This window comes from Rhizobium sp. R339, assembly GCF_002211395.1.
Classification (GTDB): Bacteria; Pseudomonadota; Alphaproteobacteria; order Rhizobiales; family Rhizobiaceae; genus Rhizobium.
Window position 1 is genome coordinate 63813 of record NZ_LOKV01000012.1, and the last position, 18318, is coordinate 82130.

The window sequence follows — 18318 nt, forward strand, 5'->3', positions numbered from 1 at the left end:
GGAGATATGAGGACTCCTGCCGCGCTCAGCAGGAACTAAAACATGCCAAGCATCTTTTCGCGCATCAGCACAAAACTGGCCACGCTTTCCGCCATCGGTATCTTCCTGGTGACGGTTATGCTGCTGACCGTCTGGCAGGGCGGCCAGCATCTGTACGAACGCGCGAAATATCGCGAGGAGCTATTGATCGTTTCGCGCGATCTCGTCGACGCCAAGGCTTCATGGCGCGGCATGCAGGTCGGCGTGCGCGATCTGCGTCTTGCCAAATCTGCAGATGAGATCGCCAAGGCCACCGATTACATCGCCGCGCGCCATCACTCGGTTGTAAAATATCTCGACGACGCCATGGCCGGACTGCGAATTGAAGTCGAAAAGGACCGGATCGTCAAGCTCAAGGCCTTGGGCGACAGGCTTTTCGCCGCGACCGGCGATGTGGTCGAAATCGTCAGGGAAAGGCTCGCCCTTAAGGCCGCCGACACGTCCCTCGACGCACGGGAAAGCGAGGCTCAGGCAAACCTGCTGGTAATTTCAGCCGACGCATCCAAGCTGATCGATGAAGGGGTGGACTCGGCCAAGGCCATGGCGGCCACGGCAGAGGAAGAGGCGGATGCCGCCGCCCTTCTGGTCCTCAGCCTCAATCTCGGCATCGGCCTGCTGACGATCGTCACGCTGATCGCCGCCGCCATATTTGGTTCGCGGGTGATCGCAAAGCCGATCGGCCGGATCACCGCGAGCATGAACGATCTTGCCGAGGGCAAGCTCGACGTCGCCATTCCTTTCGCCGGCCGGCATGACGAAATCGGCCAGATGGCCCGGGCCGTCGAGGTCTTCAAGCAGAACGGCGTCAAGGTGCGCGAGCTGGACGCGGCCGGCGCCGACAAGCGGGCCAAGGTCGCAGAAATGCAGAAGAGCGTCGATGCGGTGATCACCGCGGCTGCGGCCGGCGACTTCACGCAGCGCGCGCCCGAGGAGTTCGGCTATCCCGATCTCAACCGCATCGTCATGGGTCTCAACCAGCTCGTCGCCTCAGTCGATCGCGGCGTTGCGGAAACCCGCCGGGTGGTTTCCGCTCTCGCGAACGGCGACCTGACCGAGAATATGCGCGGCGAGTTCCAGGGCTCCTTCGCGGAACTGCAGACCAATGTCAACGCGACGATGACCAACCTGCGTGCTGTCCTCGGCGAAGTGCGCGCGGCCGTCGACATCATCAATGGTGGCGCCGGCGAGATGCGCATCGCCTCCGGCGACCTGTCGAACCGCACCGAGCAGCAGGCGGCGTCGCTGGAGGAAACCTCCGCGGCGCTGGACGAAATCACCGTCGCGGTGAAGAACTCGACCGAGCGCGCGCTGGAAGCCAGCCACATGGTCGACGAGGCGAAGAAAAGCACCGGCCAGTCGAGCGCCGTCGTCAGCCAGGCGGTTTCGGCGATGGGACGGATCGAGCAGGCGTCGGGCGAAATCGTCCAGATCATCAACGTCATCGACGAGATCGCCTTCCAGACCAATCTTCTGGCGCTCAATGCCGGCGTCGAGGCGGCGCGGGCCGGTGAAGCCGGCAAGGGTTTTGCGGTCGTCGCCCAGGAGGTCAGGGAACTCGCGCAGCGTTCGGCCAATGCCGCCAAGGACATCAAGCTGCTGATCAACCGCTCCAGCGACGAGGTTTATGCCGGGGTGAAGCTGGTGACGGCGACGGGCGAAGCGCTGGGCAGCATCCAGGACCACGTCGTCAAGATCGACGAGCATGTCCGCTCGATCGCAACGGCTGCCCGCGAGCAGTCGACCGGCCTCTCGGAAGTCTCGACCGCGGTCAACCAGATGGATCAGGTCACGCAGCAGAATGCGGCCATGGTCGAGGAATCGACGGCGGCGACCAACCGGCTGGCGGAAGAGGCGGCAAACCTCGCCCGGCTGATCGCCCGCTTTAAGCTGGATGCCGCGCAGATGGCTCCCCGCACCGTCACTCCTGAAAGCCGGCCGGTAACCTCGCCCGCCCGCGCCCTCGGCCGCAAACTCGCCGGCGCCTTCGGCGGAAAGGCTGCGACGGCGGCAGCGGCTGCCTCATGGGAAGAGTTCTGAGGGCGGCTGCCTGTTGAAACTTTCCGGCGTCAATATATATTCCGATATATCGGAAGATTTATGGGGGCATAGCGGTGGCTGCGAGCGAGATGTTGAAGGCGACGGAGGCGGCGGTGGTCGCGCGTGTCGCGCTTCGCGATGTCAACAGGGTCATAGACGAGGGAATTCTGCCGGCGACATTTTTGTCGTCGGAGAATGGACGCCGCGTCTGGGTGACGGCATGCACGCTCATTTCCTTCTACTATGAAAGCGCCGCGCACCTAACCTCGGAGGAACGTCTGAATACGATCAGATGGGCCGAGCCCAGGTTCAGCAAATGGAAGACGTTGAAGCTGACATCCCTGGCCAAGAAAGATTGGACGATGCACCATGATTTCCTGACCATCGATCTTACGCCTTTCGTCGAGAAGACGGCGCAGAGCTTCGCGGATCTGGAAGCCGCGCGCGCGATGGTAAGTTCGTCGCCTGATATCCTTGGCGGCGTGCCTGTTATCAAAGGTACGAGAATTCCCGTCTATGACGTGGCTGCCTCCATCGCGGCAGGACACTCGCTCGATGAGATTCTCAAGGCATATCCGGCTGTCGATGAGAGGCGCGTCGGTCTCGCAAAGATCTATGCTGATGCAAACCCGCTTCGTGGGCGTCCCAAGCCCGTGAGCGAATTGCCGACTGGCGCGACGATTATCACCGATCGCCGCATTCCGCGCCGCAGGAAAGCGGTATGAAATTTTTGATCGATGAATGCCTCAGTCCGCGGCTTGCGACATTGGCACAGGCCGCGGGACATGGGGAGGCGAGCCATGTCGTCTGGCTCGGCAAGGGCGGCTGGAAAGATTGGGAACTGAAACCGGTCATCCTGGAAGGCGACTGGACCTTCGTGACCAAGAATTCCGTTGATTTTCGCGGGCCGGCGTCAAGGCCGGGATCGAGGGGGCAGTATGCTGACGTCGCGATACATGCGGGGCTTATCTGCTTGAACGGCCCCGAGACAATGGACCTTGCAATGCAAATGGAACTGTTCGAAGTGGCATTGGAGGAATTGTCCGCGAAAGAGGATCTGATCAACCAGGTATTGGAAGTGACGATGACCGACGAGGATGAGATCCATGTACTGCGTTTTCGGCTGCCGCCGGACTAGATGTGCGTGCTCCGATCACGCTGCCAAGCTTGGCTGATATGGATCGCATCACCGCGACCAGCTGGCCGCCGGTCGAAAAGCCTCGGGCCGGGCGGCAAAATTTTCGACCACGAAATCGACGAAAGCGCGGATTTTGGGTGAAAGCTGGCGGTTCGACGGCCAGACGAGCGAGAGCGAGCCGAAGGGCGCCATGAAGGCGGTGAGGACCGGGATCAGCGTGCCGGCCCGGATATGCGGCTCGGCGACATAGACGGGCAGATGCGCGAGGCCGAGCCCGTCTCTCGCCGCCCGCAGCCCGGCATCGGTGTTGTTGAATGTCAGGCTTTTCGGCAGAAGCAGCCGCTCGGAGGGCGGGCGGAACGCCCAGGGCGCGGTGCGGCCAGTGGATGGGTATTTGAAGTGAATGCAGGCGTGCCGCGAGAGATCGTCAGGCGTCTCCGGCTGTCCGCGAAGTTCGAGATAGGCGGGACTCGCGCAGACGACGAAATGCTGCTCGCCGAGTGGACGGGCGATCAGCCGCGCATCGGCAAGCTCGCCGCTGCGCACGACGACATCGAGCCCCTCCGTAACGAGATCGATGACCCTGTCTTCGAAATCGATGTCGAGTTCGATCTCGGGGAAGCGCGCGGCGAAGCTCGGCAGGATCGGCATCAGAAGATGGTGGCCGACGATATGCGGAACGCTGACGCGCAGGCGCCCCCTCGGCCGGTCCCGGCCCTTTGACACGGCTGCCTCCGCGTCCTGCATGTCGTCGAGGACGCGTTTGTAGTGCTCATAGAGGACTGTCCCTTCCTCGGTCAGGCTGATGCTGCGCGTCGTTCGGTTGAAGAGCCGCACGCGAAGACGGCTTTCCAGGCGCGCCACCGCTTTGCCGATCGCCGAAGACGAAACGCCGGCAAGCCGCGCGGCGGCGACATAGCTCCGCTGTTCGGCGGCATGAACGAAGGCGACGACGCTTGCGAGACTATCCACGGCCACATCCGATTGAGGACATTTTGTCCTTTATGTAAGTCCATCTGCGGCGATTGATCAACATTGCGTAACAAATATCCTCTGTCTCGGATGCCTGGCCCAACCGAAGGAGCGAATGCCATGCGGGACTATGCAAAGGAATTGTCCGAACACAGGGAAAAATTCATCGGAGAGAACGACCTGTTCCTTGAGATATTTCATGGGAACCGTGGCTCTCAGCAGCCCGGCCGGCCGCCTTTGCTGTTCGTCCATGGCGCCTTCACCGGAAGCTGGATGTGGAGCAAATACATTCCGCATTTCATGGCCGCGGGATGGAACTCTTACTGCATCAATCTGCGCGGCCACCACAAAAGCAGATCGGTCGATTTCACGCAGATCGAATTCGAGGACTATCTCGAAGACATTCGGGTGGCGATCGCCGAAATCGTCGATGAAAGCGGAAGCTCGCCTGTCGTGATCGGCTTCAGCATGGGCGGCATCCTCAGCCAGAAACTGGCGGAACGCGTGGAGATTGCCGGGCTGGTGCTGATCGATTCCAGCATCTGCAGGCAAGTGCATGACGCGGTGCCCTATCAGGGCCTTGCGCCAAGGGCGCCCGGCCTCGTTGTGCCCGCGCCGGCGCGCGACGAGCAGTTCAGCGCCGATGAGACCTTCGAAGATGTCGCGTTCCAGCGGAAATACCTGTCCATGGAGTCCGGCAAGGCTTTCGGCGCCTTCTCCTTTCATTTCGGAGCGGAGGGGATTTCCATCGACGGCCAAGGGATCACCTGTCCCAGCCTGGTGATCTCAGCCGTCGGCGATGAAGACGATGACCGGCGCGGCCGAATGGCGGCACAGCATATCGGCGGCGAATATCTGAGGCTTGCCGGCACGACGCATACGGGTCTGCTGGTCGGGCAAAGGTATCACGAAGCGGTCAGCCGCATTATGGACTGGCTGGCGCGCTTTGACAGATAATCCGGATCACTCCTTCAAGCCGAGGCTCGCCAGCAGCCTGACAACATAGGCTTCCAGCCCGCCCACCATGTCGAAACGGTCGGGATCGCGCAGCCAGAGCATCTGCAGGCCGTCCATGACGGCGATCAGTTCGGCGGCCATGGCTTTGCCGTCGATGCCGGCATTGATCGAGCCGTCGGCGGCGGCGCGCTCGAAGGTCGCGGCGACATGCTGCTGCATCTCGGTGGCGCGATCGAGAAACCAAGCCTTGGCAGGGTGGTCCTTCATCAGGCTCTCGGCATTCAGGATGGCGAAAGCCCTGATGACTTCGATCATGCCGGCATTGCGGCGGAAGATTTCGACCATGCCCTTGAGCAGGCCGGGAAGATCGGCGCGATAATGGCTGATGAAATCGGCGCTATCGAGATCACGCTTGGCGAGGATCGCCAGCAGCAGATCGACCTTTGTCGGGAAATGATGCAGCAGGCCGGGCAGCGACAGGCCGACATCGCGGGCGATATCGCCGATCGCGGCATTCTGGTAGCCGTCTTCGGCAAAACGCCGCATCGCCGCCGCCAGGATCTCCGCCCGGCGCGTCTCTCCCTTGCGGGATCGGCGCCGACGCTTCTCCTCCCCGACATTCTGTTCCGCCAATTCCGCCATCGTTCCCGGTGCCTTTTCCATGCTCTCTATTCCATACATCAGCTTCGCCCGATTGACATCTTAAAAATACCGAGTAATCGGTAGGTTTAAGGATTGAACCCCGGGAGGCTTGCATGATCGATTCCATTCTCGACAAGATGACCCTCGAGGAGCAGGTCTCGCTGCTCTCGGGCGCCGATTTCTGGACGACCGTTCCGGTCGAACGTCTCGGCGTGCCGAAGATCAAGGTGACGGACGGGCCGAACGGCGCCCGCGGGGCGGGCTCGCTGGTCGCCGGCGTCAAGGCGACCTGCTTTCCCGTCGCCATCGCGCTCGGCGCCAGCTGGAATCCCGATCTTGTCGATGAGATGGGTGTGGCGCTGGCCCGCCAGGCGAAGAGCAAGGGGGCGGCCGTGCTGCTCGCGCCGACGGTCAATATCCATCGCTCCGGCCTCAATGGGCGGAATTTCGAATGCTATTCCGAAGATCCGATGCTGACGGCCGAACTCGCCGTCGCCTATATTAACGGCGTGCAAAGCGAGGGGATCGCCGCGACGATCAAGCATTTCGCCGGCAACGAATCCGAGATCGAGCGGCAGACCATGTCGTCGGATATCGACGAGCGGACGCTGCGCGAAATCTACCTGCCGCCCTTCGAACAGGCGGTGCGCCGCGCCGGCGTCATGGCCGTCATGTCCTCCTATAACCGCCTGAACGGCACCTATACGAGCGAGCATCAGTGGCTGCTGACCAAGGTGCTGCGCGAGGAATGGGACTTCCAAGGCATCGTCATGTCCGATTGGTTCGGCTCGCATTCGACGGCCGAGACGATCAATGCCGGCCTGGACCTCGAAATGCCAGGCCCCGCGCGCGACCGCGGCGAGAAGCTGGTGGCGGCCGTGCGCGAGGGCAAGGTCGAAGCCGCAACGGTGCGCGCGGCGGCGCGGCGCATATTGGTTTTGCTGGAGAGCGTCGGCGCCTTCGAGAACAAGCCCGATCTCACCGAGCGGGCGGTCGATATGCCTGAGGACCGGGCGCTGATCCGGCGTCTCGGGGCGGAAGGCGCGGTGCTGCTGAAGAATGATGGCGTCCTGCCGCTCCCCAAGACCTCGCTCGACCGCATCGCCGTCATCGGACCGAATGCGGCGAGCGCTCGCGTCATGGGCGGCGGCAGCGCGCAGATCGCGGCGCATTATACGGTGAGCCCGCTCGACGGCATTCGCGCCGCGCTTTCCAATGCCAACAGCATCAGCCACGCGGTCGGCTGCCGCCATAACCGCTTGATCGATGTGTTCAAGGGCAAGATCACCGTCGAATATTTCGAGGGACGTGGCTGCAAGGGCGATCCCCTTCACGTCGAGATCGTGGACAAGGGCGAGTTCTTCTGGTTCGAACTGCCCTCCGGCGAACTCGATCCGGCCGATTTCTCCGCCCGGATGACGATGCAGTTCGCGCCGGAGGAGAGCGGCGAGCATGTCTTCGGCATGACCAATGCCGGGCTGGCGCGGCTCTTCGTCGATGGCGCACTGACGGTCGATGGGTATGAAGGCTGGACGCGCGGCGAGAATTATTTCGGCACCGCCAATGACGAGCAGCGCGGCAGCGTGGCGCTCGAAGCGGGCCGGGCCTATCAGCTCAGCGTCGAATATGAGCCGTCCATGGCGACCGAGGAAGGCATCAACCTCATCGCGGTGCGCTTCGGTCTGGAAAAGCCGCTCGGCGAGGCCGATATCGCGGACGCCGTCGAGACCGCCCGCAATGCCGATGTGGCGCTGCTCTTCGTCGGCCGCGACGGCGAATGGGACACCGAAGGATTGGACCTGCCGGACATGCGCCTGCCGGGCCATCAGGAGGAACTGATCGAGCGGGTGGCTGCCGCCAACGCCAACACCGTCGTCGTGCTGCAGACCGGCGGCCCCATCGAAATGCCCTGGCTCGGCAAGGTCCGCGCCGTCCTTCAGATGTGGTATCCCGGCCAGGAACTCGGCAATGCCGTCGCCGATGTCCTCTTCGGTGATGCCGAGCCGGGCGGGCGCCTGCCGCAGACTTTCCCCAAGGCGCTGACCGACAATTCCGCCATCGCAGGCGATCCCGCCGTCTATCCCGGCAAGGACGGTCATGTGCGTTACGCCGAAGGCGTCTTCGTCGGCTACCGCCATCACGATACACGCGGCGTCGAACCGCTCTTCCCCTTCGGCTTCGGCCTCGGCTACACCAGCTTCCGCTGGAGCGAGCCGCAGCTTTCGGCAAGCGAAATGGGTCCCGACGGCGTGACCGTCAGCGTCGAGGTGACCAACACAGGCGACCGCGCCGGCTCGGAGCTGGTCCAGCTCTATGTGCGCTCGCCGAAGGCCAAAGTGGAACGCCCGGACAAGGAACTGCGCGCCTTCGCCAAGCTCTCCCTGCAGCCCGGCGAAACCGGCACGGCCGTCATGAAGATCCTGCCGCGCGATCTCGCTTATTTCGATGTGGAAAGCGGCGCCTTCCGCGCCGAGGCGGGCGACTATCAGCTGGTGGTGGCGGCGAATGCTGCGGATATAAGGGCTGTGGTCGATCTGCCTTCGACGAAGGACTACCTGTTGCCGACGTTCTACGACCGGCCGCAACGATAGGTCACATTCGCGACTGGCTCTATCAATGCTGCTCCAGAGTAATGTCTGCGAACATGTCGCACAGCTCGGTGGTCGCAGAAATACAATTCATTAACGTTCCGCCTAGGTGGATGCTAGGATGAGTTGTGCCAAAATGATCGAGACGCTACTGCACGCAAATTCCAGCGGTGTTCGCATAAACCCGCGCCATTGTTTGAAGAGCATGGGGAGTTCGCAGTGCAAAGCAGAGGCCTTCCTAATACGATATTCTGGCTGACCCTGAGCGTCTTGGCCGCAGGGCCAGCCGTGGGGCAGGAGATAGTGACGATTCCCGGTTACCAGGCTGCTCCTGGTATTCACCGCTCCTATGAAAGCGAGCGGCGGATCGAACGCGATGAACTGGCTTGGGGATCGTCGCAGAAGTGGGTTGAACTCGGCGAGTTTCAACAAACGATGACAGTGGTTTCCAGGGACAGCCGAAAGATGCGGACACGCTGGACATCGGTCGCAAGAACACCCGTCGATACATATGCTTATCAGCCGCCGAAAGTTCTGTTTTTCACCACGTCGGACATCCTTGGCGCTGCTCCCGTGGAACTCGATGGCGAACTGAGCGGGCTTCCAACCGCACTGGCGGAACCCGGCGACGTTCGCCAGCGCATCGGGCAGGTGGTCTCAACGGCTTCGGCCGCGCAGGAAAAGACGACGTCCATGCGTCTGCTTGCGGAACTCGAGACCGATCCAGGTCGGGCGATCGACGAGCTTATCCCCGGGATCGGGCTTCTGGCTCGCAATCAGGCAGAAAGCAGCGTGACCGTCAAGCTTGGAGAAACATGGAAGGTCGCGCATGAAACCAGCGTCCAGGGCATGCCGGTGCAAGCTGTTACATCGGGCGTGTGGGAAAGCATCGATCGTTCAAGTCAGACGGCGGTCGTGACCTGGAGCGAAACCGTCGACGCCGATGCCATGACGAGGGCTACGCAAACCGGAATTGAACAAATCATCGCGCTCCAGCAAGCGAAATGGAATCTGACGAACGAACGACTGGTTCCGCTCAAGAAGGCGAACCTCCATTCATTCGGCCGCGCCGTCGTTTCGCTGCGGGACGGCTCCACCATAGAGGCAACGGAAGTCGCGATCCAGGAGATGGCCGGCCTGAAGTCGACCATGAGAACGCATATTCGACAAGTCGATGCAATCACCGGTTCCTCCGATTATGACTCTCGTCTGAGAGCGGCCCAGCTTGGGCAGAGGGAAAGAGATGAGGCCATGAAAGCGGGTATGGAGCGCTCGCAGGCCTCGGTCGGGAACATGAAGCAGGCGCGCGGGCTGCCGGAAAAGGCAGGTGTGGAAGCATTGCTGGGAAGTGCCGGGAATGACCCAGCAGAGGCTGACGAGCCCAGACTTCCCGAGCAGCTGCCGGAAAACGTCAAATACTCTGCGCCTCTCGTGCTCAAGATCGCTGCCGCGGCGATCGTCAATGTTGACGGAGGCGACGGTCTCAAGCTCGTCCTTGCGCCCGATAGCGCTATCGAGCTCGGCGACTTCACGATGGCCAACATACCTCGAGCAATACAGGTGAGGGTGGCAGGGAGGCCTATGCCCGAGCTCCACATGAATGAGCCGATCCTAGGGGGCGAATTCAACGTCTTTGGCGGGGATATCGCTGAGCTTCACACGATGGCAAGAGAGGCGTCCGTGCCTGGGGCTATCTTCGAGATCCAAGCCGTTCCGGAGGACTTGCCGATAGAGATCGCAAAAGTGACGGTCGTGAACGATCCCTCGTCCGGGCCAGCACTCGATATGACGCTGACGCCGGCGAGCGCTGCCTTATATCGGCAGTTTAGCAAAGCCGGTGAGGGGCGAACCGCGGAATTCCGAACCCGCCTTCTCCAGCCGGTCGGTTCGCTGATCATCGATAGGGAAAATGACTCCGGAAATATTCGGCTACGCGATCTGCCGGGCGGCGAAGCAACTCTTCGGCAATTGGCGGAAGAGCTTTGGTGTTACGGTGGCGATCAAGCCGGACCTAGATTAGGGAAGGCGGGGTTCACCCCAGATTGCCGGGCGTATCCGCTCAAGACGGATACGCCCGGTGTCGTCTTAAGGCTCGGCGCCACTCCTTTACAATTGGTCCTTCCCGCTTATTTCTGCGGGATCATGACATAGGCTTCGCCGCCGTTGCGGTCGTGCTGGAAGATGAAGCGCTTGCCCTTGATGATCGCGACGAAGGGCTGGTTGGGCTTGTCGTTCATCGGCACGTTGTCGGCGAATTCGGCGACGGTGCGCAGGAATTGGTCATGCAGGGTTGGGTCGGAGCGGTTGGGGCTGGTGATGGCGCATTCGCGGCCCGGCTTGATCTGCACGGACATGGAATGATCCTTCGTCATGCCGTTTTTGCCGCCGTTCAAATCGAAGAAATCTGTAACGCCGTAGCCCTTGGCGCCGCTGATGCCTGCCGTGAAGGAGGGGCCGGTTTTCAGGCACAGATCTTTGAAGGCCTTGATGGCGATATCGGTCTTGCCGGATGCCGCCGACGCTGCCGATGCGGTGCAAACAGCCAAAGCGGCGGTCAGAGCGAGGGAAATTGCTGCAGAGCTGAAATGATCGATGGTGAATAGATGCTTCATGGTTTCCTGTCTTTCGGTCCCGTCATCCGAGCAGCGCGGGAGCGGCTCGCTCGATTGTGACGTGTGCATCCTTAACTTGACAGTCTTTAGAATTTGCAACCCACGCGCCAGATGTCTTTGTCCTGCCGTGAGGCGATCAGAGCGCGGCGCCCTGGAGAAAGAAGAAGCGGCGGCGCGGTAGCGCATCAGCTTCCCGCGCCGGCCGTGGCCGCGTCAGCGCCGGTGGGCGCTCAGAGCAGGAAGTCGTCCTTCAGAGGAATGGCGATCGCCGATATGCCGAGCGGCATTCGCTTCCACAGAGGCGTCGAGCAGAGCTTTTCGAATGGCTGGGGGAATATCTTCGGTGAGCCCGGCTCCGGCATCAACATCCAGTCCGGCGGATGCGAGCAGTTCGGTCAATGCGTCGAAATGCTGCCGCCCCTTTCTCAGCACATCGGCGCTGGCGATCGGAAGATCGATAACCGCTTCCAGCGCGCGAACGACCCTGCGGGCCGCTCGCCGGATCTCGCGAGAAGACGCATCGCATTTGACGATCTCCGTCGCCAGGGCAAACTTGGCGCGATAGCTGATCGCGTTTTGGGCAGCGATCTGCCAGTGGCGGTTTATCTGTTGCATGCTGCGGTAACGCGGAAGATCGCGAAAACGGCGCCCGCGATTTGCGAAGAGGGTGAATCGCATTTTAACCAAAACTTAAGCGTAAATTAGTGAAAACTTACTAAACTCGGGCGTCGTTCGGTGCAGCGGCTTGGCCTGCAAGCGAAACGGGCGCCGGCCGAAGCCGACGCCCGCAATCATCCGGAGGGAGTTGTCACTCTTAAACCGGGCCGGATGCCACTACTGGATGATCTGCACGACCTTGCGGCTCTGCGGCTCGACGATGACCCGCTCCTGGCCGATCACGACGTAGCCATACTTGGGATTGTCTGGGACCGGAGTGACGATGACATCGGCCGGCAGGGCAGCGCCGACCTGCACGCGCTCCTGCACGACGACCGTCTGCGCCGGGGCGGGCGCCTGCTCGACATAGGTCACGACTTCGGCCGGCGGAGGGTCGATCGCACCGCCTGCTACGCCGCCCACCACCGCGCCGACTCCGGCGCCGATGGGGCCGCCCAGGATAGCGCCGGTGGCCGCACCGCCGACCATGCCGGTCGTTGCACCATCGGCATAGGCCGAGCCCGCGATGCACGCCATTGCCGCTGCGAGGATAATGCCTTTCATTTTACTGCTCCTTATCGTTGGTGCAGTGAAAAGCCAGTCGTGAAGAGTTTGTTCCAGGCATCGGACCTTGGTCGGACGGCGTCGGCGCTGGCGGGTGCAGGCGGCAAAATCTCATAAGGAACGATCACTGCCGACGGGCGTACGGGTCGACTTTTCTATCAGCGCGCCGCCTCTCGGCATGAGCAAGACCGAATTGCGGATCATCGCTGCCGGTAGCCTGATGATGATCGAAAGCATCAGGACTTTGGCCGAGGATGCCCCATTAGCGCTTGATATTCTTTGTCGGTTAATCGTTCGATCGACCGCAGCTGTGCGGGAATGTCCATGCGCTCGTGCAAGACCGCGGCAATGACGAAGGTGGCATCGTCAACGACTATGTACACTGCGTAATGGTGTTCGATCCTGTGGAGCCGGAAGGGGGAGTTCCCGACTCGCTCGTCTTCCCTCGCCTTCAGACGGGCATAGGCTTCCGGGATGCCTTCAAATCCTGCTCGAAGCAGACGGCCATATGCTTTTGCCTGTTCGGCAGACCATCTCCGTGCGGTTTCGCGGACCGCCAGACGATAATTGTCAAGTGCCGTCGGCAGGATGAGAACGCGCGGAGCCACTAGCGCAGCTCTTCATCCAGTTCGGCATCGACGGCATCGAGTGCGGAAAGGGGCAGCATCTCTCCGCGCCGGAATTCCTCTTCCGCCCGCAGCAGCGAGCGGATGGCGTAGCGGCGGTCTTCTTCACGTGCCATATCTTCGCGGATAAGGGCGCGAACATATTCGCTCGGGGTCGTATATTGGCTCTTCCCGTTGGCGCGCATATCGACGAAGGCGCGCATTTCATCGGGCAAACTGACATGCAGGCTGCTGGTCATAACCGCGCCCTCCCTGATCCGGATCACCGGATGAATTGTTCGCATTCCGACTGCGATGTCAATATTTGACATTCGCTCGCTTTATACACTCAGCCTTATCTCATCCCAAACCAGCGCAGGATCATATGGTCGAGCGAAAACCGTCCGGGGCCGCCGGCGATGATGACGAGGAAGCAGACGGCCCAGGTTCCGTGGGTCGGCCAGGCATCGGGATAGACGAAGATCTCGATGACGAGGGTCATGCCGAGGAGCGCGAGCGCCGAGAGGCGGCTGGCGAGGCCGATGACGAGGAGCACGGGGAAGAAATGCTCGGCGAAGGCCGCAAGATGGGCGGCGATCCAGGGATCGACGAAAGGCAGCCTGTATTCCGTCTCGAAGAGATAGACGGCATTGTCGGTGACATGCCAGCCGTCCACCTTGGTCTGGCCCGATTGCCAGAAGACGGCGGCGATCGACAGGCGCGAGATCAACGCGATCAGATCGTGCGGAATGCGGTCGAGAAGCCTGAATGCTGAATAGAGCCGCTCTGCCGTCGTGCGCGGGGCGGGGGCGGCCATGCTCATCTCAGTGTTCATCGGGATCAGTCTCCTTGTGAATGGCGGTGAAGGCGCCGGACTGAAGCAGGCCGGCGAGATTGACGGAAAGATCGAATTCGGCAGCGGCAGCGGCCGCCGTCTCCGCGGCGTCGGAAAGCGACGTGCCGCGGGTGAGCGCCTGCAGGAAGATCGCGCCGCCCGGCGGCAGGCGATGGATTTCGACGAGCATGTGCGGGCGGACGATGAGCGCATCCTCGCCTGCCCAGGGCTCGATCGGCGCGAGGTCCATCGCGCCGCTGTTCATCGCCCAGATGGTAATGATGGGGTGCGCCGATCGCAGGATGGAGAGCGAGGGATGCGGCTGGAAAACGAGGCGGGCGAGCTGCTCCGGTGCGACCCGCGAAAGTTCGCCGGCATCGAGCGGCGCAGCGTCGGCCGCGTGATAGGCATGGCCGCGCGCCGCTTCGAGGCGGATCACGTCGGGGAGATAGGCAAGCTCCTGCACCGGTTCGAAGCACTCGACGAAATCGGCAAAGCCGTCGCCGTAGGACATCAGCAATGGCGAGCGCGGCGGGAAAAGCCGGATGAATTCGCCCGCCATCGCCGCGAAGAAACCCTCTCCGACGATCCGCCGGGCAGCCGGGAACCGGGACGCAAGCGCGCTGACGAGCCCGCTTGCGACATTGTTGCGATAGACGCCGAAGCGGCGCAGCGGCTCGCCGCCATTCCAGGCGGCAAGACCGGCCGGGACGGGCAGAGCGGCGTCGGTAAGCGCCTTCGCAAAGCGGATTTGGATATCTGCTGGCATGGCGGACCTCACGCGGCGCGGCGGCTTGCGGCGGCGTCGAGTATGCGTTTGGCAGCCTCCGCCTCGGCGCGCAGGACGGGCCATTCCGGTACGTCGTTATCCCATTCGATGAGGGTGGCGACAGGACCGGTCCTGGCGATGACCTCTTCGTAAAGAGCCCAGACCGGATCCTTGACCGGTGTGTCGTGGGAGTCGATCAGCAGCGGTGCGCCCTGGTCATCGCTTGTTTCGGAGTGGCCGCTCAGATGGATTTCGCGCACCCATTGCAAGGGGAAGCGGGCGAGATAGGCGCGCGGGTCCATGTTGTGGTTGGTGGAGGCAACGAAGACGTTGTTGACGTCGAGCAGCAGCCCGCATCCGGTGCGCTTGACGACCTCTGCCAGGAATTCCGTCTCTTCCAGCGTGCTTTCTTCGAATAGCAGATAGGTCGCGGGATTTTCGAGCAGCATCTGGCGGCGCAGCTTGTCCTGCACCTCGTCGATATGCTCCGCGACGCGCGCGAGCGTGGTCTCGGTATAGGGAAGCGGCAGCAGGTCGTTCATGAAAACCGTGTCGTGCGACGACCAGGCGAGATGTTCGGAAAAGCTCTCCGGCTCGTATCGGTCGCAGAGGATTTTCAGCCGGGCGAGATGCGTGCGGTCGAGCGGCTGCATCGAGCCGATGGAGAGGCCGACGCCATGGATCGACAGCGCATAGTCCTGGCGCAGCTTGCCGAGCTGGGCATGCGGCGGACCGCCAGCGCCCATATAGTTTTCGGCATGGACTTCGAAAAAGCCGAGCGGCTGCGGGCGGTCGATGATTTCGGCAAAATGCTCGGGCTTGAAGCCGACACCGGGGCGGCGGGGAAGTTCGGAGGGTTTCATCGGACGATCTCCTGGGATGGAAGCGGACGGCGCTGAGGGGCGCCGTCCTTTCAGCGCCTTGGCTCAGACCGGAGCCTTGCCCTGCATCAGCGAGCCATGGCCGTCCGGCGTCTTCATCGACATGCACGTGCCGGCAGGAACGAGCTTCCAGGCGTTCTTCTGGTAATCGACCTTGGCGGTGCCGGCGCAGGTCGTGCCCGGACCGGCGGCGCAATCGTTCTGGCCCTTCAATGCGACGCCGTAGCATTTCTCCTTGCTGTCGGCGGCGGAGGCGGCCGGAGCGGCGACGGCTGCGAGCGCCGAAGCGATGGAGCCTGCCAGTGCAAGGGTGACGATGCTGTTCTTCATTGTTCATCTCCGTTGAATGATAAGCCGTGATTGGCTTGCATTGCGGGCTACGGAGAGAGAACCGCGGTTGTTACAGCGCCCGGTCCGATTTTTTTGGAGGCGCACCCTTGCCCTTTGCACAACCGCGGGCGAAAAGCCTGGAAACGAAGGGCTGCAGGGCCGCACGAAAGAATTTCGCGGTCGCGGTAACAAAAATGTGTGCTCATCCGTAGGGGATTATGTCGGGTGAAACATTCGGCGCGTGAAGAGGAATGGGCAGGCTGGATGCGCAGCGCCATCGATGGCGATACGCAGGCCTATCACCGCTTCCTTTCCGCCGTCACGCCGCATCTGCGCGCGATGGCGCGCCGGCGCTGCGACCAGTTCGGCGCACCGGCGAGCGAGGCGGAGGACGTGGTGCAGGAAGTGCTGCTCGCCGTCCACCTGAAACGCGCAACGTGGGACCCGGCGCGCCCGATCGGCCCGTGGCTGTCGACGATCGTGCGCAACAAGCTGATCGACAGCATGCGCCGGCGCGGCCGCCATGTCGACGTGCCGATCGACGACGTCATGGCGACGCTGGAGGCCGAAGAGCAGGCCGGCAACTTGGATCGGCTCGACGCTGAGCATATGCTGGAGCGGCTGAGGGATCCGCAGCGCGATATCGTCCGGTCCATTTCCATGGAAGGGGCGGGCATACGCGAGACGGCCGAAAGGCTGAAGATGAGTGAGGGCGCGGTGCGTGTTGCCCTTCATCGGGCGCTGAAAACGCTCGCCGCGCTTTACCGGAGTGAAGACAAGTGAAAACGGATGAGCTGATCAATCTTTTGTCGGAAGATGCGCCGGTGCGCCTGCGGCTCGGCCGCATGATGGCGCTGGTGCTGCTGATCGGTATCGCGATCTCCGCGACACTGATGGTTTCGACGATCGGCCTGCGCCACAACATGCAGACCGTCTTCGAGACGGCACGGGTCTTCTTCAAGATTTGCGAGACGCTGCTGCTCGCGATTATCGCCGCGCGCCTCGTCTTCCAGATCGGCCGGCCGGGGGTGCCGCTGAGGGCGCGGGCTCTGGCGCTGCTCCTGCCGGCAGCACTGCTTGTTACTGCCGTGATCGCCGAGCTTTTCACCGTGCCGGAACAGGACTGGGCGGCGAGCATGATCGGCAACAATGCGGCCTTCTGCGTCTTCTTCATCCCCGTGCTGTCGCTGGCGCCGCTCGTGGGCTTCATGCTGGCGCTGAAGAATGCCGCGCCTGGCGATCCCACGGCAGCGGGTGCTGCGGCCGGCCTTGCCGCCGGCGCGGTTGCGGCTGCGATCTATGCCTGGCACTGCCCTGACGACAGCCCGCTCTTCCTCATGAGCTGGTATGTCCTGGCGATTGCGATCGTCACCGTGGCGGGGTCGCTGGTCGGCCGGCGCATCTTGCGCTGGTAGTTTCCAAGCGCTGGAATTCCAGACGCCGCCGCTCATTCTTGCGCCGCGCAGTCTTGCCGGCGCCCACTGCTTTCTTCCCAAGTAACTTTGTTGACTCCGTCTTTCAACCGGTTGAAAAGAGACGTGGCTATAGAGGAGACGACTGATGGCTGACGAGAATAACACAGGTTCCGCTGCCGCGGCTGCGGAGACGGCTGCATCCGCGAAAACCGACGCGAAGAGGCCGCGTGCGCCCCGGCGCCAGAAGGCCGCTGCCGAGGCGGCGCCGACCGTGTCGGAAGCAGTAAGCGCGCCGACGCCGGCGGCAAGCCCGGCGAAGCCCGAGGCCCGGTCGAAGGGCGCCAAGCCCAAGCCGGCCGTGACGAAGGCCGCCGCTGGCAAGAGCGCGCCCAAGGCCGCAGCGGCGAAGAAGGTGGCGAAGCCCGCCGCTCAGCCGGCCAAGGCTTCCGCGCCCGCCATCGACGAGCTGGAAGATCTCATTCAGCTCGAAGAGGAAAACAAGCGGCTCCGCAAGAGCCTGGCGGAAAAGCTGCGCCAGGAAAATGCCGAGCTGCGCAAGAAGCTCGGGCTTGCCTGAGTCTCCTAAGCGGACAGGTCACGACGCCGATCTCAGCCATCGATTTCATTTCGCCGGGCGCATGTCGATGTGCCCGGCCGAACGACCATTGAGGATATAGTCGCTGCAGCAGGATCGCAGCTCGTATTGCGGGAGGGTCGAACATCATGAAGACACCGTGGAGATTTCTTGCCGATCTGACCTCACGTCGGCGGCCGGCCAAACCGGAGGAGAATTCGACCGGGCGCAGTGCCGATGCCGAGGCGAGCGAAAGCGAAGCGAAATCCGCTCCGGCGGTTCCATCAGATGCCGCGGCCTCCGGCGCGCATGTCTCAGGCGACCGATCGCCGACGATATCAAGCGAGACGGAAAGTGTTTACGATGCCGGCGCGGCATCGGAGCCGCCGGTCGATGCCGAGGAGGTTCAATCGCCGGCGCCTGCCGATCGGCGGCCTCCGCATGTCGAAGCGGTGAAGAGCGGGACAGGCGCCAAGCCTCAACGAAAGCCGCCGGCCAAGCGTCAGGGCAGCGCCAAGAGGACGCAGGCCGATGTGGTCGCCAAAAGCCCTGCCGCATCGTCGCGCGATCCTTTCTTCGACGACGTGGCGAGCCTCGACGAGGAGATCAGGGCGCTGCGAAGCGAACTGGCGCAGAAGCTTCATCGCCAGAACGCGCAGCTTAAGAAAATGCTCGAGCGTTTCGACCGCGCTTGAGTTTCTTC

At 62.4% G+C, this 18318-nt stretch carries 21 protein-coding genes; 10 read left to right on the forward strand and 11 right to left on the reverse strand.

Annotated elements, in window-relative coordinates; genetic code table 11:
• Positions 1-42: 42 nt before the first annotated feature.
• From ATY76_RS14555 to ATY76_RS14565, 3 genes are all read left to right on the forward strand, one after another.
• Positions 43-2076: a methyl-accepting chemotaxis protein gene (locus ATY76_RS14555; protein WP_088675458.1), complete on the forward strand. Its 2034-nt coding sequence runs from the start codon at positions 43-45 to the stop codon at positions 2074-2076.
• A gap of 89 nt (positions 2077-2165) precedes the next feature.
• Positions 2166-2801 carry a DUF433 domain-containing protein gene (locus ATY76_RS14560; RefSeq protein ID WP_088675459.1) on the forward strand — a complete coding sequence of 212 codons (636 nt, stop codon included), beginning with the start codon at positions 2166-2168 and terminating at the stop codon, positions 2799-2801.
• A complete protein-coding gene (locus ATY76_RS14565; protein ID WP_088675460.1) occupies positions 2798-3214 on the forward strand; it encodes a DUF5615 family PIN-like protein in 417 nt (138 codons plus the stop codon). Before ATY76_RS14560 ends, ATY76_RS14565 begins: the two co-directional genes overlap by 4 nt.
• Before the next feature lie 48 nt (positions 3215-3262).
• On the opposite strand, the gene ATY76_RS14570 is transcribed toward ATY76_RS14565, so the two are convergent.
• Positions 3263-4186 (reverse strand): LysR family transcriptional regulator, encoded by a 924-nt coding sequence (locus tag ATY76_RS14570; RefSeq protein WP_190233658.1) that lies wholly within the window; start codon positions 4184-4186, stop codon positions 3263-3265.
• Positions 4187-4306: 120 nt separating this feature from the next.
• On the opposite strand from ATY76_RS14570, the gene ATY76_RS14575 reads away from it, so the two are divergent.
• Positions 4307-5143 carry an alpha/beta hydrolase gene (locus ATY76_RS14575; RefSeq protein WP_088675462.1) on the forward strand — a complete coding sequence of 279 codons (837 nt, stop codon included), beginning with the start codon at positions 4307-4309 and terminating at the stop codon, positions 5141-5143.
• 6 nt (positions 5144-5149) lie between these two features.
• On the opposite strand, the gene ATY76_RS14580 is transcribed toward ATY76_RS14575, so the two are convergent.
• A complete protein-coding gene (locus tag ATY76_RS14580; protein WP_088676047.1) occupies positions 5150-5785 on the reverse strand; it encodes a TetR/AcrR family transcriptional regulator in 636 nt (211 codons plus the stop codon).
• Positions 5786-5898: 113 nt separating this feature from the next.
• Between ATY76_RS14580 and ATY76_RS14585 the strand changes: the two genes are divergently transcribed.
• Together ATY76_RS14585 and ATY76_RS14590 are read left to right on the forward strand one after the other, a co-directional pair.
• A complete protein-coding gene (locus ATY76_RS14585) occupies positions 5899-8376 on the forward strand; it encodes a beta-glucosidase (RefSeq protein WP_088675463.1) in 2478 nt (825 codons plus the stop codon).
• A gap of 216 nt (positions 8377-8592) precedes the next feature.
• Positions 8593-10524, forward strand: coding sequence for a hypothetical protein (locus ATY76_RS14590; RefSeq protein ID WP_210199518.1), 1932 nt, complete (start codon positions 8593-8595; stop codon positions 10522-10524).
• Here the strand turns inward: ATY76_RS14590 and ATY76_RS14595 are convergent.
• From ATY76_RS14595 to ATY76_RS14635, 9 genes are all read right to left on the reverse strand, one after another.
• On the reverse strand, positions 10500-10985 hold the full coding sequence (locus ATY76_RS14595) for a hypothetical protein (protein ID WP_245309875.1): 486 nt from the start codon (positions 10983-10985) through the stop codon (positions 10500-10502). The genes ATY76_RS14590 and ATY76_RS14595 overlap by 25 nt on opposite strands.
• Before the next feature lie 213 nt (positions 10986-11198).
• On the reverse strand, positions 11199-11663 hold the full coding sequence (locus tag ATY76_RS34205) for a hypothetical protein (RefSeq protein WP_245309882.1): 465 nt from the start codon (positions 11661-11663) through the stop codon (positions 11199-11201).
• Between the two features lie 156 nt (positions 11664-11819).
• Positions 11820-12206, reverse strand: coding sequence for a DUF1236 domain-containing protein (locus ATY76_RS14605; protein WP_088675465.1), 387 nt, complete (start codon positions 12204-12206; stop codon positions 11820-11822).
• 236 nt (positions 12207-12442) lie between these two features.
• The gene (locus ATY76_RS14610) at positions 12443-12814 is read right to left on the reverse strand and encodes a type II toxin-antitoxin system RelE/ParE family toxin (RefSeq protein WP_088675466.1); all 372 of its coding nucleotides are present in this window, start codon (positions 12812-12814) and stop codon (positions 12443-12445) included.
• On the reverse strand, positions 12814-13071 hold the full coding sequence (locus tag ATY76_RS14615) for a hypothetical protein (protein ID WP_008536431.1): 258 nt from the start codon (positions 13069-13071) through the stop codon (positions 12814-12816). Before ATY76_RS14615 ends, ATY76_RS14610 begins: the two co-directional genes overlap by 1 nt.
• A gap of 95 nt (positions 13072-13166) precedes the next feature.
• Positions 13167-13628: a DoxX family protein gene (locus ATY76_RS14620; protein WP_245309955.1), complete on the reverse strand. Its 462-nt coding sequence runs from the start codon at positions 13626-13628 to the stop codon at positions 13167-13169.
• A gap of 7 nt (positions 13629-13635) precedes the next feature.
• Positions 13636-14415 (reverse strand): DNA-binding domain-containing protein, encoded by a 780-nt coding sequence (locus ATY76_RS14625; protein ID WP_088675468.1) that lies wholly within the window; start codon positions 14413-14415, stop codon positions 13636-13638.
• A gap of 8 nt (positions 14416-14423) precedes the next feature.
• Positions 14424-15278 carry a DUF692 domain-containing protein gene (locus ATY76_RS14630; RefSeq protein WP_088675469.1) on the reverse strand — a complete coding sequence of 285 codons (855 nt, stop codon included), beginning with the start codon at positions 15276-15278 and terminating at the stop codon, positions 14424-14426.
• A gap of 63 nt (positions 15279-15341) precedes the next feature.
• Entirely contained in the window at positions 15342-15626 is a 285-nt protein-coding gene (locus ATY76_RS14635) for a DUF2282 domain-containing protein (RefSeq protein ID WP_088675470.1), read from the reverse strand.
• Between the two features lie 225 nt (positions 15627-15851).
• Between ATY76_RS14635 and ATY76_RS14640 the strand changes: the two genes are divergently transcribed.
• The 4 genes from ATY76_RS14640 (at position 15852) to ATY76_RS14655 (ending at position 18310) form a co-directional block, all read left to right on the forward strand.
• The gene (locus ATY76_RS14640; protein ID WP_088675471.1) at positions 15852-16409 is read left to right on the forward strand and encodes a sigma-70 family RNA polymerase sigma factor; all 558 of its coding nucleotides are present in this window, start codon (positions 15852-15854) and stop codon (positions 16407-16409) included.
• The gene (locus ATY76_RS14645; RefSeq protein ID WP_088675472.1) at positions 16406-17041 is read left to right on the forward strand and encodes an NrsF family protein; all 636 of its coding nucleotides are present in this window, start codon (positions 16406-16408) and stop codon (positions 17039-17041) included. The genes ATY76_RS14640 and ATY76_RS14645 overlap by 4 nt, the downstream gene beginning before the upstream one ends.
• A gap of 145 nt (positions 17042-17186) precedes the next feature.
• On the forward strand, positions 17187-17618 hold the full coding sequence (locus ATY76_RS14650; RefSeq protein WP_088675473.1) for a SyrB2 regulator: 432 nt from the start codon (positions 17187-17189) through the stop codon (positions 17616-17618).
• Between the two features lie 146 nt (positions 17619-17764).
• The gene (locus tag ATY76_RS14655; protein ID WP_088675474.1) at positions 17765-18310 is read left to right on the forward strand and encodes a hypothetical protein; all 546 of its coding nucleotides are present in this window, start codon (positions 17765-17767) and stop codon (positions 18308-18310) included.
• The last annotated feature ends 8 nt before the right edge of the window (positions 18311-18318 follow it).